Annotated in this window: 14 protein-coding genes; 13 read left to right on the top strand and 1 reads right to left on the bottom strand. The window is 60.6% G+C overall.

All coding sequences use genetic code 11. The features are described 5' to 3' along the window. Positions 1-34: 34 nt before the first annotated feature. The 3 genes from J2R99_RS15240 to J2R99_RS15230 are packed head-to-tail and all read left to right on the top strand — an operon-like array spanning position 35 to position 1,674. The gene (locus J2R99_RS15240) at positions 35-808 is read left to right on the top strand and encodes a glycoside hydrolase family 25 protein (protein ID WP_307155250.1); all 774 of its coding nucleotides are present in this window, start codon (positions 35-37) and stop codon (positions 806-808) included. A 4-nt stretch (positions 809-812) separates the two neighbouring features. After that, on the top strand, positions 813-1,250 hold the full coding sequence (locus tag J2R99_RS15235) for a GNAT family N-acetyltransferase (RefSeq protein WP_307155249.1): 438 nt from the start codon (positions 813-815) through the stop codon (positions 1,248-1,250). After that, positions 1,231-1,674, top strand: a complete 444-nt coding sequence (locus J2R99_RS15230; RefSeq protein WP_307155248.1) for a VOC family protein — start codon at positions 1,231-1,233, stop codon at positions 1,672-1,674. The genes J2R99_RS15235 and J2R99_RS15230 overlap by 20 nt, the downstream gene beginning before the upstream one ends. 30 nt (positions 1,675-1,704) lie before the next feature. On the opposite strand, the gene J2R99_RS15225 is transcribed toward J2R99_RS15230, so the two are convergent. Then, complete coding sequence (locus tag J2R99_RS15225; protein WP_307155247.1) at positions 1,705-2,184, bottom strand: methyltransferase family protein; 480 nt, start codon at positions 2,182-2,184, stop codon at positions 1,705-1,707. A gap of 246 nt (positions 2,185-2,430) precedes the next feature. On the opposite strand from J2R99_RS15225, the gene J2R99_RS15220 reads away from it, so the two are divergent. From J2R99_RS15220 to J2R99_RS15175, 10 genes are all read left to right on the top strand, one after another. After that, positions 2,431-3,051, top strand: a complete 621-nt coding sequence (locus tag J2R99_RS15220; protein ID WP_307155246.1) for a glutathione S-transferase family protein — start codon at positions 2,431-2,433, stop codon at positions 3,049-3,051. 107 nt (positions 3,052-3,158) lie between these two features. Continuing rightward, positions 3,159-4,463 carry a DUF2254 domain-containing protein gene (locus J2R99_RS15215; RefSeq protein WP_307155245.1) on the top strand — a complete coding sequence of 435 codons (1,305 nt, stop codon included), beginning with the start codon at positions 3,159-3,161 and terminating at the stop codon, positions 4,461-4,463. An 80-nt stretch (positions 4,464-4,543) separates the two neighbouring features. Further along, entirely contained in the window at positions 4,544-5,377 is an 834-nt protein-coding gene (locus J2R99_RS15210; RefSeq protein ID WP_307155244.1) for an aldo/keto reductase, read from the top strand. A 96-nt stretch (positions 5,378-5,473) separates the two neighbouring features. Then, entirely contained in the window at positions 5,474-6,277 is an 804-nt protein-coding gene (locus J2R99_RS15205) for a YdcF family protein (protein WP_307155243.1), read from the top strand. A gap of 90 nt (positions 6,278-6,367) precedes the next feature. Next, on the top strand, positions 6,368-7,765 hold the full coding sequence (locus J2R99_RS15200) for a mechanosensitive ion channel family protein (RefSeq protein ID WP_307155242.1): 1,398 nt from the start codon (positions 6,368-6,370) through the stop codon (positions 7,763-7,765). 466 nt (positions 7,766-8,231) lie between these two features. Then, positions 8,232-8,357 (top strand): hypothetical protein, encoded by a 126-nt coding sequence (locus tag J2R99_RS15195; RefSeq protein ID WP_255701274.1) that lies wholly within the window; start codon positions 8,232-8,234, stop codon positions 8,355-8,357. Positions 8,358-8,509: 152 nt separating this feature from the next. Beyond that, the gene (locus J2R99_RS15190; RefSeq protein ID WP_307155241.1) at positions 8,510-8,935 is read left to right on the top strand and encodes a rhodanese-like domain-containing protein; all 426 of its coding nucleotides are present in this window, start codon (positions 8,510-8,512) and stop codon (positions 8,933-8,935) included. Positions 8,936-9,064: 129 nt separating this feature from the next. Continuing rightward, positions 9,065-11,425 carry a glucose/quinate/shikimate family membrane-bound PQQ-dependent dehydrogenase gene (locus J2R99_RS15185; protein ID WP_307155240.1) on the top strand — a complete coding sequence of 787 codons (2,361 nt, stop codon included), beginning with the start codon at positions 9,065-9,067 and terminating at the stop codon, positions 11,423-11,425. Positions 11,426-11,579: 154 nt separating this feature from the next. Then, the gene (gene lpdA / locus J2R99_RS15180; protein WP_307155239.1) at positions 11,580-13,001 is read left to right on the top strand and encodes a dihydrolipoyl dehydrogenase; all 1,422 of its coding nucleotides are present in this window, start codon (positions 11,580-11,582) and stop codon (positions 12,999-13,001) included. After that, entirely contained in the window at positions 12,979-13,299 is a 321-nt protein-coding gene (locus J2R99_RS15175) for a GlsB/YeaQ/YmgE family stress response membrane protein (RefSeq protein ID WP_370872423.1), read from the top strand. The genes lpdA and J2R99_RS15175 overlap by 23 nt, the downstream gene beginning before the upstream one ends. Positions 13,300-13,304 lie beyond the last annotated feature (5 nt).

The raw sequence follows: 13,304 nt of genomic DNA, 5'->3' as shown, positions 1-13,304 counted from the left end.
GTCCATGAAGGGCCGATCCTTGGGGACGGCTTACATGACGCGCGCATATCCCTTTTCCTGCCACAGGCTGGCACCTGTTGTTCTCGCGGCCCTCTTGCTTACCGGCTGCGGCGGAGCGGCAATCAAATATCTGCCGGACTCAGACCCGCATCCGGGGGTGGCGCGTGCCCATGCGATGCCCGTTCAGGGCATCGACATCTCCAAATATCAAGGAGATATCGACTGGAATCGGGTCCGCGCCGATGGCATCCGCTTCGCCTACATCAAGGTGTCGGAGGGCGGCGATCACGTCGACGAGAATTTCTACGACAACTGGGAAGCCGCAGCCCGCGCAGGCGTGCCGCGCGGCGCCTACCATTTCATGTATTGGTGCCGCACAGCTGCCGAACAGGCCTTGTGGTACCAGCTCGCCGTTCCGCAGGATAAGACCCAGCTTCCTCCCGTTCTCGACCTCGAATGGAACCATCAGTCGCGCAGCTGTCCGCACAAGATCTCCAAGGAAGAGGCGCTTGCAAAGATCGACGTGATCCTGAAAGCGATGGAGGAACACACCGGCAAGAAGCCGATCATCTACACCGACATCAACTTCCATAAGGACATCCTGGAAGGACGGTACAAGGATTACCCCTTCTGGCTGCGCAGCGTAGCTGCCGAGCCGAAGGAGCGCTTCAAGAACCGCCCGTTCCTGTTCTGGCAGTTTACGGCCACCGGTCGTGTCGACGGAATCAAAGGCGCTGTTGACCGAAACGCCTTCAACGGCGACGAAAAGGACTGGAGACGCTGGTTGAAAAGTCAGACGGGGCTTTGATCCGATGGCGGTCAATATCCGCAGATTGGAGGCCGCCGACCGTTCCTCCTGGGAGCCTCTGTGGCAGGCCTATCTCACCTTCTATGATGTCGATCTCGCGCCGGAAGTGTGCGATGTGACGTGGCGTCGGCTGGTCCTGGAAAAGGGCGCGATGTTCGCGCTTGGCGCCTACGATGCCGACCGGCTTGTCGGTTTTGCCCATTGCCTCCTTCATCCGGCAACTTGGGCGATCGCCGATCGGCTATATCTCGAAGACCTCTTCGTGGCAGCGGATGCGCGCGGGCTCGGTGCCGGCCGAGCTTTGATGGACGCCGTTTTCGCCGAAGCGGAAGCACAGAATGCCGACAAGGTTTACTGGCAGACAGAGGCTTCGAACCGACGCGCACGTGCCCTTTATGACCAAGTTGGAAAATTGACCGCCTATGTCAGATACGAACGTTGAGAAAGCTGCGGCCCCAAAGATCGAGGGCATCCTGGAAACCGCCGTCTATGTCACGGATTTGGCGGCAGCCCATGCCTTCTACGGCGAAGCGCTCGGTTTGGAGCGTATGACCGGCACGTCACGGATGATGACCTACGCGGCGGGACCATCAGAGGTTCTCCTCGTCTTTCATCGTGGCGATACGTTGGAAGACACCAAGACGGCGGGCGGAATGATTCCCGGCCATCATTCTGAGGGCCCGGCACATTTCGCCTTCCGCATCGCCACCGACAGCTACGGTAAGTGGAAGCGGCACCTGCAGGCGAAAGACATCGCCATCCTCAGCGAAGTCAGCTGGCCACGCGGCGGGCGCAGCCTGTATTTCCGAGATCCGGATGGCAACGTCGTTGAACTCGCAACTCGTGGGCTTTGGCCAAATTTCTGAACGTCGCGAGTTTCGCGGCCGCTGCGTCGCTTAAAGCCAGCGGCCGACACGCGCTTTGTAGGCGAGATATTCGGCCCCGAAACGGTCTTCGAGGTGCTTTTCTTCGGGGCGCGCGGCGAGACGATCCATCAACACAAATGCGACCGGCGCGAGCAACACCAGCCACCAATTGGCAAAGGCGAGCCCAAGGCCGAAAACGAGCATGACGTTGCCGACGTAAAACGGATTGCGGGAATAACGAAATGGACCTTCGGTCACGAGCGCCGAGGCTGCCCGATCGGGCCGCAAGGTCGTCTTGTGTGGCTCGAAGGTCCGATAGCCCCAAAGGTCGATCCCGAGAGCTGCAAGAACGATCAAGCCTCCCAACCCGCGCAGGGTGCCGTCGGCATCGGGCCAGGGAAGGGGCGCGATATAGGCAAGGATCAGCCCGAGAAAAAGCGATCCTGCCACGATGATCGGTGGCCAGGGGAGTGAGCTCGGCGCGATTTGCTTGTTTGAGTCGTTTTCCACGGTGCCCCCAATTTAGGCTTATGGTCGCCAACTACGGTTACGTGGTGCCTCAAGGCAGTCTTGCCTGCAATTAGACTTGCGTTCGTCCAAGGCGTCCCGGCTGCGACGTAATCCGCTGCGTTCTCCGGTCTGGCGCACCGAATACGGAGATGCGGGAAAGGGGGAGCCTACGCTCCTGGCCGGACATTTCGAACATCAGCCTACGCGATGATTGACGGATCACTGCGCGGCGACGCATCTTCCAGCATGCTCAAAATCTATGGCCGCCCCAATTCGATCAATGTCCAGAAGGTGATCTTCTGTCTGGACGAGATCGGTCTCAGCTACGATCTCGTTTTGGCGGGACGCCAGCACGGACATGTCGACACCCCCGAATACCGCAAAATGAATCCCAACGGCCTCGTCCCCGTTCTGGTGGATGATGGTTTCGTCCTGTGGGAATCAAATGCGATCGTTCGCTATCTTTGCGCGCAACACAGCGCAGGCGCGTTGTGGCCGAACGACCTCAGAGTTCGCGCCGATGCGGACCGGTGGATGGACTGGCAGACGACGACGTTCGGTCCGGCGATCGGCCCCGCATTCTACAATCTCGTTCGTCAGCCCGAGGATGCGCGTGACCATGCGGCCGTCTCGGCCAGCCAGAAGAAGGGTGAAGCCTGCGCTGCGATTCTCGAGAAATGGCTGGGCGACCGGCCGTACGTCAGCGGGGAAACGTTCACCATGGGCGACATCGCCATAGGTGCGATCGTCTTGCGCTGGCTTAACCTGCCGCTCGAACGCACGCCGGCGCCGAACGTTGAGGCCTATTGCGCGCGGATCATGGAGCGTCCCGCAGCACGGAAGGCGCTTGTTCTGCCCTTGAGCTGAACTCGTGAAGCGTCCGGTCATGGGACGGAAAGTGTAGGCCGACCTTGTTTTTAGATATTCGCGGCCTCCTGCGTTTGGAGCGATGGCGCCTCCGCCTGCAGAATATTTTGACGAGCTTCTGGTTCATCCCCCTCGTCATCGGTGCGGCTGGATGGGTTGGGGCTCTGATCTCGCTCGAGCTCGATCAGTGGCGATCCCTGCAGCAATTGCTCGGGGATCACTTTTTTCGTGAGATCCAGCCGGACACGGCTCGATCGATTTTGAGCACGATCGCCGCGGCGACGATTTCGGCAACCTCGATCGTCTATTCGCTGTCTCTCCTTATCCGGAACCTCGCGGCCACGTCTCTCGGACCGAGGCTCGTTCAGGATTTGAGGCAAGACCGGCTGACCCGGTTGACGCTGGGGATACAGCTTTCCGTTTTCACCTACAGTCTGACGATCCTCTATTACGTCGGCACCTTCATTGAGACCCGCACCATATCGATCGGCTTGGCGATTCTGCTCGTCATCGTCGCGTTGTCGTTCCTCGTCGTCTTCGTCAATCACATCACCGACCAGGTCAGCGTCGATCACATCGTCGCGCGGGTCGCCGGCAATCTTCAGAGCGCACTTCTGACTCATCTGAAAGATGCGAAATCGATGGAAGCTCTCACCTTGCCGGCACCGGTGGCTGCCAATGGTGCGATCATTTTCGCCGATTCCGAAGGCTACGTTTCGTCCATCAGCTATTCATCGATCGTCGATGGTGCCCACAGAGACATCCGCGTGATCGAGCTGCTCGTGCAGCCCGGTGACTTCGTGATCAAGCGCAAGCCTTTGGCGCGTATCGATTGCGAGGAGATGCCGGATGGGTTCGCCAGTCTCCTGCGTGATGCGATCATTCTCGGTTCGTCCCGCACCTATTTTCAGGATCTCCCAGCACGCTTCAGGCTTCTGGTCGAGATCGCTCTGCGTGCCCTGTCACCCGGCGTCAACGACGTCTTCACGGCAGTCGCCTGCGCCAACCACATTGCAGCATCGCTTGCTGTCCTGGACGGGCGCGACTTAACCCCGGCAATTCACTGGAACGAAGAGCGCGACGTGATCCTGGTGCCACAATCGATGCACTTTGCGGATTTGGTCAATGCGGTCATCAGCCCGTTGCGCCTGGCCGCCAAGGAGGTCTTCGTCATGAACGAGGCTCTTTTGCGCACATTGGGAGACCTCGCTGCGTCCTCGGTGAACACCGAATTGCGCGAGCTCTATGAACACCACGCACACCTCGTGGCTGAGAGCGCGCTTATGACTGATCTTCAGGATGAAGAGCGCGACATCATCCATTCGCTGCTACAGCGCTTTCAGGAACGAGGCGCGGAAGGTGAGAAGATCGAGCGCGAACGCAAAAGCCACCGCTCCACGGACGAGAGCTGAATATCCGCGTGCTCCAAATCGCTTGAAGCAAGCCCTGACCGCGCCAGTTTCGGCTCCAACAAGAAACAAAGGAGCACGATATGACACTCACCGTCACGGCGAACGGCGCAGAGATTCCGGCGCTCGGCTTCGGGACCTGGCGGCTGCGGGACGATGTCTGCCGCCATATGGTGGAGGTCGCGCTCGATGCCGGCTATCGTCACATCGACACCGCCGAAGCCTACGATAACGAAGAAGCGGTCGGAGACGCGCTCGCCAACCACGTCACGCCGCGCGACGACATCTTCGTCACCACCAAAGTGTGGCACGAGAACCTTCGTGACGGCGATTTCCAGAAATCTGTCGAAGGGAGCCTCAAGCGTCTCCAAATCGACCAGGCCGACCTTGTATTGATCCACTGGCCGAGCCCTTCGATCCCGTTTGACGAACAGATCCAAAGCCTGTGCAAGGCCAAGAAACAGGGACTGACCAAACATATCGGCGTCTCGAATTTCCCTGCGGCTCTCATCGAAGCCGCCATGCGCCATGCGGACGAGCCGATCGTCGCAAACCAGGTCGAATATCACCCCTATCTCAATCAGAGCATCGTCCATGCCGCCTGCCGCAAGCATGGCCTTGCCCTGACGGCTTATGCGCCGATCGCTCGCGGCGCGGTCTTGGATGAAGAGATTGTACGGGAAATTGCTCAGGAAAAGGGCCGGACACCCGCCCAGGTCATCCTCCGCTGGCATATCCAGCAGGAAGGTGTGATCGCGATACCGCGTTCATCAAAGGCAGAAAGAGTAAATGAAAACAACGACATTTATGACTTTGCTCTAACTCCCGATGAAATGGGGCGTATCTCGGCGCTCGCACGTCCCGATGGCCGCACCATCGATCCGGACTGGGCGCCGGAATGGGACGAGGCAGCTTGAGACAACGCATGACGGGACCCTCCGTCTGCGCCTTCCCGTGATATGAGCAATCATCTTCGGCCATGCCGGAGATGATTCCCCGAGCGGGCAGGAAACATGTTCTTCATAATCTCAAAGGTCGCGGGGTTCTTCCTCGCGCCGTCGAACGCCCTCGTCATTCTGACGATCTGCGGCTTCCTGCTTCAGATGCTGTGGTCGTTTCGCGTCGGCAGCATTGTGGCAGCGGCCGGGCTCGTCGGCATTCTGGCCTGCGGTCTCGGCCCGGTAGCCAACTGGTTGATCCTGCCGCTGGAAAACCGTTTCGAACAGCCATTACCGGATAAAGCCGCACCCGACGGCATCATCGTCTTGGGAGGTGCGCTCTCTGATCGGGTGAGCGGAGCGCGCGATGCCGGACTTGAGCTGACCGAAGCTGGGGACCGCATTCTCGCTCTTTTGCGCCTTGCGAGGGCCTATCCGCAGGCCCGCATCGTCTTCACGGGTGGCAGCAATGCTTTGACCGGCGGCGCCAGAAAGACTGAGGGCGAATTCGTCGGAGAGGCGATCGAGCGCTTCGGCCTCTCGCCGGAGCGTGTGACGATCGAGTCCCAATCGCGCAATACGGCTGAAAACGCTCGTTTCTCCAAGGAACTTGCCAAGCCTCAACCGGATGAAGCCTGGTGGCTGGTGACCTCGGCCTATCACATGCCGCGTGCTGTCGGCGTGTTTCGGGCGGCCGGCTTTCCGGTCACGGCCTATCCGGTGGATTTTCGGGCAGCGCCGGATGACTGGCTGCGCCCCTTCGCCAGCATCAGCGAAGGATTGCGGCGGACCGATATCGCGTTTCGCGAATGGGTCGGGCTGCTTGCCTATTACTGGACGGGGCGCATCGACACGCTCTTTCCAGCACCTCGCACCTAGGTTTTCGCTTATCCTGCAACGGATCGTCTGCGAGGTTGGCTGCGTTAAGAACCTCGTCGACAGCGGAAGGTCTTGCCCTTGGACGAGTTGATGGACGCGAATTTCGCCGCTTTGCTCGGCGATGCGGAGACGGGCCTTATGGCTTTCGTCGACATGGTCATGCGCCCTTGGATGCTGATCCAGGTCGCCATCATCGTCGCCGCCGTCCTTTTCAGTCTCGTCGTCGGGCGCTTCACTGAAGCGCGTCTCGAACCTCGGGTGAGGGCGATCCGAGGACAGCCTCGGCTTCTGCGGTTCCTCGCGCTGCTCCTACGGCGCACCAACTGGATCGTTCTTTCTCTCGTCTTGTTGGCGGTTTTGACCGTCATGCGGACGATGACCTGGCCAAGCCGTACTTACCTCTTGGCGATCGCAACCTCGCTCGTGGCCGCCTGGGTTCTGATCTCGGTCATCTCGAAGCTCATCCGCAATCGGCCGGTAGCCCGGATCGTGGCCATCCTGGCCTGGGCTTTCGTAGCCTTGCGCATCACGGGTCTCCTCGATGAGGCGACCGCATTGCTCGATGCCGCCGCCCTTCAGATCGGCTCCTTTCGGCTGTCGCTGCTCTTCCTGATCCAGGCCGTGCTGCTTTTGAGTGGGCTTTTATGGCTCGCCATCACCTTCGGCAATTTCGTGGAGCAGCGGCTCGACCGGGCGAGCGATCTGACGCCCACGATCCGCGTGCTTCTCGGAAAAGTCGTCAAATTCGCGCTCATCGTCGCGGCGGCGGCAACGGCTCTCTCTGCCGTCGGAGTGGATCTGACGGCGCTCACCGTCTTCTCCGGCGCGGTCGGCGTCGGCATTGGCTTCGGCCTTCAGAAGGTCGTGTCGAACTTCATCAGCGGCATGATCATCCTTCTCGACAAGTCGATCAAACCGGGGGACACGATCTCGCTCGGTGAGACGTTTGGCTGGATCCGAGAGCTGCGGGCGCGCTTCGTGTCCGTCGTCACCCGCGACGGCAAGGAATTCCTCATCCCAAACGAGGACTTCATCACCCAGCAGGTGGTGAACTGGTCTTTCACCGACACTTTGATTCGTCTCGATGTGCATTTCGGGGTCGCGTACAGCTCCGATCCGCACCAGGTGAGCCGGCTCGCCATCGACGCTGCAAAATCCGTCGAGCGGGTTCATCAGGCACCTCCGCCGGTTTGCTGGCTGACGGGTTTCGGCGAATCCTCCATCGATTTCATTCTTCGTTTCTGGATTCGCGACCCTCAGAACGGCCTGACCAATGTGCGCGGCAAGGTGCTTCTCGCCTGCTGGGACGCGTTCAAGGAAGCGGGCGTCTCGATTCCGTTCCCACATCGGCAGGTCATCTTGAGTGAGCCCGTCGAAGTGCGTGTTTCACAGCCCCCGAGCGCGGGGAGCCAGCCGAAGGACAAAGAGCGCTCGACCGGGGAGAGGGGCGGCGAGAGGGCACATGCCGACCCCAAGGCGCCACTCTAAACATGTTAAGTTTCAGCGTCTTATAGGGAGAAAGAAGCCCAGCGTCTTATGTATGGCTGCTATGTGGATGACGCAGCCGTTAACCTCTATTAAGACTTGCTTTCTCTCGCGCTCATCGCCACATTCCCGCCGCTGATCGGCCCCAGGCCATCAGCCTCTCGGTCACCCTCGAACGCCCCTGCAGCGTAGCTTGCGCAGGGGCGGACCGGCGGGAACGAAGGATGAAGTGGACCGCCCAACTTTTCTAGCCGCGAACGCTTTTTCATCGGCGCAGGCCTCGCGTAAGCAGAGCATGCGTTGATCTTTGGCGACGGCGGGAAAGGTGGATGCCAGGCGCGATTGAGGCGAAAGAGTGGCCAATTTTGGCCATCTTCAAGCTTGAAGTCACCTTTGGCAAATTGTAACGGTTTGCGGTGTCGGGAGGGTCCAAGGACTCCCTGCACACCAGGGGACAAAGGGGAATTTGATGCCCGATTTGAACGAGCCGTCCTGCTGGCGGGCGGCGGCGATCACCTTCGTGGTCTGTGCCGGACTGCTGTTGGTGATCTCGCTGGTGGTCAGTGGCGGAGCGACTACGGTGGCGGTCAGCTGACCGCATTCATCCTAGGAAATCGCGCAGTACGCGGGGCCGAAAGGTCCCGCGTTTTTTATTGCCATTGGCCGCGGCGGCTCTCCCACGTCGAAGCGTTTGCATTTCGTCCTGAAGGCTGCCTTGCTAAGCAGGCGGAGCAACAGGAGAAACCAATGCCGCAGCAAATCGTCAAAGGCTACCGGCAGCTCATCGACGAGGCCGAGGCGACAATCGAAACCGTCGATCCTCATGAGGCTTTACGGCGACACGACAAGGCCGATGCCGTGCTCGTGGATTTGCGAGATATCCGAGAGCTGCAGCGTGAGGGAAAGATCCCTGGAGCCATCCATTGCCCGCGAGGGATGCTCGAATTCTGGATCGATCCGGCGAGCCCCTACCATAAGCCGGTCTTCGCCGAAGACCGCCCATTCATCTTCTTCTGCGCGGCAGGCTGGCGCTCGGCGCTGGCGGCTGGACGCGCTGCCGAAATGGGCTTGAAGCCCGTCGCTCATATCGAGGGCGGCTTCGGGGCCTGGAAGAAGGCCGGGCTGCCGCTTGAATCGCCAACTGAAGACGCACGCCCAAGCCCGAAGAAATGAACTGAAACGGCGTCGGCCGGCGCCGGGTCGCAACCCGCAATCTCCGCCGGCAAAGGATTCTGGCGTCTGCTGGAAACCGAGAGCCTCCTTCCGTGTTGGTAAGACATCAACCATCCCGGAGGAGAGAATTTGGTCGCCACAATCACTGGCATCGCCATCGCATTGCTGGGAGCCGCCCTCGCTGTCGGAGGCGTTTGGCTCGCAGCCCTCGGTGGCTCCTGGTATTATATTCTTGCCGCTGTCGGCTTTTTGGCCACCGGCATCCTTTTATTCATGCATCGCGCGGCCGCGCTTTACGTCTACGCTGCCGTCGTCCTCGGCACCCTCATCTGGGCGATCTGGGAGGCGGGTTTCGATTGGTGGCAATTGGCTCCGCGCGGCGACATCGTCGTTCTCATCGGTATCTGGCTGCTCCTGCCTTTCGTAACGCGCTCATTGAAGCGCGATTTTTTTGATCCGCGGCCGGCGGCCTGGCGCGGAGCGGGGATCCCGCTCGGCCTCTCTCTCGTTTTTGCCGTCGGTGTGGCGATCTATGCACTCTTAACGCCCTCCAGCGACCTCCCGGGGCAGCTTCCGGCCGCTCGGGTTGCCGATGCTGCGACCGGTCCTTCAGGTGAAGCGGCTGAGGTGCCGGCGGAGGACTGGCCGGCCTACGGACGCACCGAGTTCGGACAGAAATACTCCCCGCTCGACCAGATCCATGCCGGCAATGTCGAGCATCTCAAGGTCGCCTGGCAGTATCATACCGGCGACACACGGCGGCAGGGCGACCCGAAGGAAACCACCTACGAGGTCACGCCACTCAAGATTGGCGACACGCTCTATCTGTGCACTCCGCACAACCTCGCGATCGCTCTTGATGCCGCGACCGGGGAGGAAAAATGGCGCTACGATCCCGAGGTGGGGACAGAGGCGAGCCGCCAGCATCAGACCTGCCGCGGCGTATCCTATTACCAATCGCCCGAAGGCGCTGACAGCGCCACCGCAACCGAGTGTCCGGCGCGGATCTATCTGCCGACCTCCGATGCCCGACTGATCGCGCTCAACGCCGCGACAGGCGAGGTGTGCCGGAGTTTCGGAGAGGACGGTCAGGTCAATCTCTGGGCGAACATGCCGAACCTCCAGAATGGGTTCTATTATTCGACCTCCGCGCCCGTCATCGCGCGTGGCCTGGTGGTCGTCGGCGGCTCGGTCAACGACAATGTCTCGACGACGGAGCCGTCGGGTGTCATCCGCGCCTACGACATCGACACGGGCGATCTTCTTTGGAATTGGGACGCCGGTCGGCCGGACGAGACGACGCCGATCGCTGATGGCGAGACCTATACGGCCAACTCGCCCAATTCCTGGACGACCATGAGTGCTGACCCAGGACTCGGTCTGCTCTACGTGCCCCTTGGCAACGCACCGCCCGACCAATGGGGCGGCAATCGCACGCCGGAAACTGAGCGCTTCTCTTCCTCGATTGTCGCACTCGACCTTGTCACCGGCGAGCTTCGCTGGGTCTTCCAGACCGTGCATCACGATCTGTGGGACATGGATGTGCCGTCGCAGCCGAGCCTGATCGACCTTCAGATCGGAGGGAACACGGTTCCGGCCGTCGTTCAGGCGACGAAGCAGGGTGACATCTACGTGCTCGACAGGCGGACGGGAGAACCCATTCTCCCGGTCACCGAAGAGCCTGCACCTCAAGGCGCCGCGAAGGGTGATCACGCGGCCAAGACGCAGCCCACTTCGGCGCTTTCGTTGAAGCCGCCCCGGCTCACCGAGCACGACCTGTGGGGCGCGACCATGTTCGACCAGCTCGTCTGCCGCGTCGAATTCCACCAGTACCGCTGGGAAGGGCGCTTCACCCCGCCCTCGACGGAAGGCAGCCTCGTCCATCCGGGCAATTTCGGCGTCTTCAACTGGGGCGGTGTCGCTGTCGATCCGGTCCGGCAGATCGTCTTCGGCACGCCGTCCTATCTCGCCTTCGTCTCGAAGCTCATCCCCCGCGAAAATCCGGAAAAGAACTACGTTTCGGAGGGCAAGCCGGGGCTCAACGAGAACTACGGGGCACCGTTTGCGGTAAGCCTGAAGCCGTTCACATCGCCAATCGGGCTTCCCTGCCAGGCTCCGCCCTGGGGCTACGTCGCGGGCGCCGACCTCACCACCGGCCAGGTCGCCTACATGCACCGAAACGGCACGGTGCGTGATCGTTCGCCCATCCCACTGCCGTTCAAGATGGGCGTGCCGGATCTCGGTGGCCCGATCCTGACGGCTGGCAATCTCGCCTTCATGAGCGGCTCGCTCGATTACTATGTTCGCGCCTTTGACGCGACGACCGGCGAGCAGCTCTGGCGCGATCGGCTCCCGGCCGGCGGCCAGGCAACCCCGATGACCTACGCCGTTGACGGGAAACAGTATCTCCTGGTGGTGGCCGGGGGTCACGGATCCCTCGGCACGAAAACGGGTGACTCGATCATCGCCTACGCACTGCCGTCGAACTGATCTCGTCTCCGGTGATGGATGAGCTTGAGAAAAGGAGAGGGCGGTGCATGGCAGCTTCCGCCCCCTTCCGGCTTGATCGAAACGCTGCGGCCATTACCTTGCAGCCTCCGGAGCGATCCGGCAGGAATGTGAAAAGAGGATCAGGCGAGGCGAAATGGCGGATAAATCTTATGACGTAGTCGTCATTGGTGCAGGACCCGGCGGCTACGTGACGGCTATCCGTTCCGCGCAGCTTGGCTTTAAGACCGCCATCGTCGAAGCGCGCCATCTCGGGGGCATTTGCCTCAACTGGGGCTGCATCCCGACGAAGGCCTTGCTGCGCTCCGCTGAGATCTTTCATTACATGCAGAAGGCCGGCGATTACGGATTGTCGGCGGAAAAAATCGGCTTCGACATGGGCGCCGTCGTTAAGCGCTCGCGCGGCGTCGCGAGCCAGCTCAACCAAGGCGTCGGCTTCCTCATGAAGAAGAACAAGATCGACGTCATCTGGGGGAGGGCGAAACTCGCAGGCAAGGGCAAGATCGACGTGTCGCCGAGCGACGAGCCCGCGCCGAAAGGAGCGCTCGAGCCCGGCCAGTACTCCGCCAAGCATATCATCGTCGCGACAGGCGCACGTCCTCGCGTTCTTCCTGGCCTGGAACCGGACCAGAAGCTCGTCTGGACCTATTTCGAGGCGATGGCGCCCAAGAGTTTGCCGAAATCGCTGCTCGTTGTCGGCTCTGGCGCGATCGGTATCGAATTTGCCTCCTTTTACCACACGCTCGGCTGCGACGTGACCGTCGTCGAGGTGCTGCCGCAAATCCTGCCCGTAGAGGATGCGGAAATCTCATCGCTCGCAAGAAAGCGCTTCGAGAAGCAGGGCATCAAGATTCTCACCGAGGCGAAAGTGTCCAAGCTTGAGAAGGGGTCGAACGACGTAACGGCGACGATCGAGACGAAAGACGGAAAAAGCGAAAAGAAGACCTTCGAGCGCGTCATCTCGGCTGTCGGCGTGGTTGGCAATATCGACGGTCTCGGCCTGGAAGAGCTCGGCGTAAAGACGGAGAGGGGGCTGATCTCGGCCGATCCCTACGGTCGGACGAGCGTCGAGGGGGTCTATGCGATCGGCGACGTTGCGGGCCCGCCGATGCTCGCGCACAAGGCCGAGCACGAAGGGGTCATCTGCATCGAGGCGATCAAAGGCATGCAGCCGCACCCGATGGACAAGCTCAAGATCCCGGGTTGCACCTATTGTCATCCGCAGATCGCCTCCGTCGGGTTGACCGAAGCTAAAGCCAAGGAAACCGGACGCAAGCTTCGTGTCGGGCGATTCCCCTTCATCGGCAACGGCAAGGCCATCGCGCTCGGCGAGCCGGACGGGCTCGTCAAAACGATCTTTGACGCAGAGACAGGGGAGCTTTTGGGTGCTCATATGATCGGTGCCGAAGTGACGGAACTGATCCAAGGCTTCGTCGTCGCGATGAACCTCGAAACGACGGAAGAAGAGTTGATGCACACGGTGTTCCCGCATCCGACCCTCTCGGAAATGATGCACGAGAGCGTTCTTGACGCGTATGACCGCGTTATCCACGTATGAACTCGTGCCCGGCAGGGCCGAAAGCAATCTAGAGGAGACGGGGATGGAAGGTTTCGGTTGGATTATGACGATCATCATCGGCGGTCTCGCCGGTTGGATCGCCGAAAAAGTTATGAGCGCCGACCACGGCCTGCTCACAAATATCGTTTTGGGCATTCTGGGCGCCGTTATCCTGAATGCCTTACTGGTTGGGTTGTTCGGTTCCACCCTCGGCGGCTTCATCGGTCAGCTCGTCGTAGCTGCGATCGGCGCCTGCCTCCTCATTTTTGGATACCGCGCAATTCGCGGCCGCGGATAGTCAAG

This window comes from Rhodopseudomonas julia, from assembly GCF_030813515.1.
Lineage (GTDB): Bacteria > Pseudomonadota > Alphaproteobacteria > Rhizobiales > Afifellaceae > Afifella > Afifella julia.
Note: the sequence above shows the minus strand (reverse complement) of the source record. Positions and strands in the feature narration are given on the sequence as shown.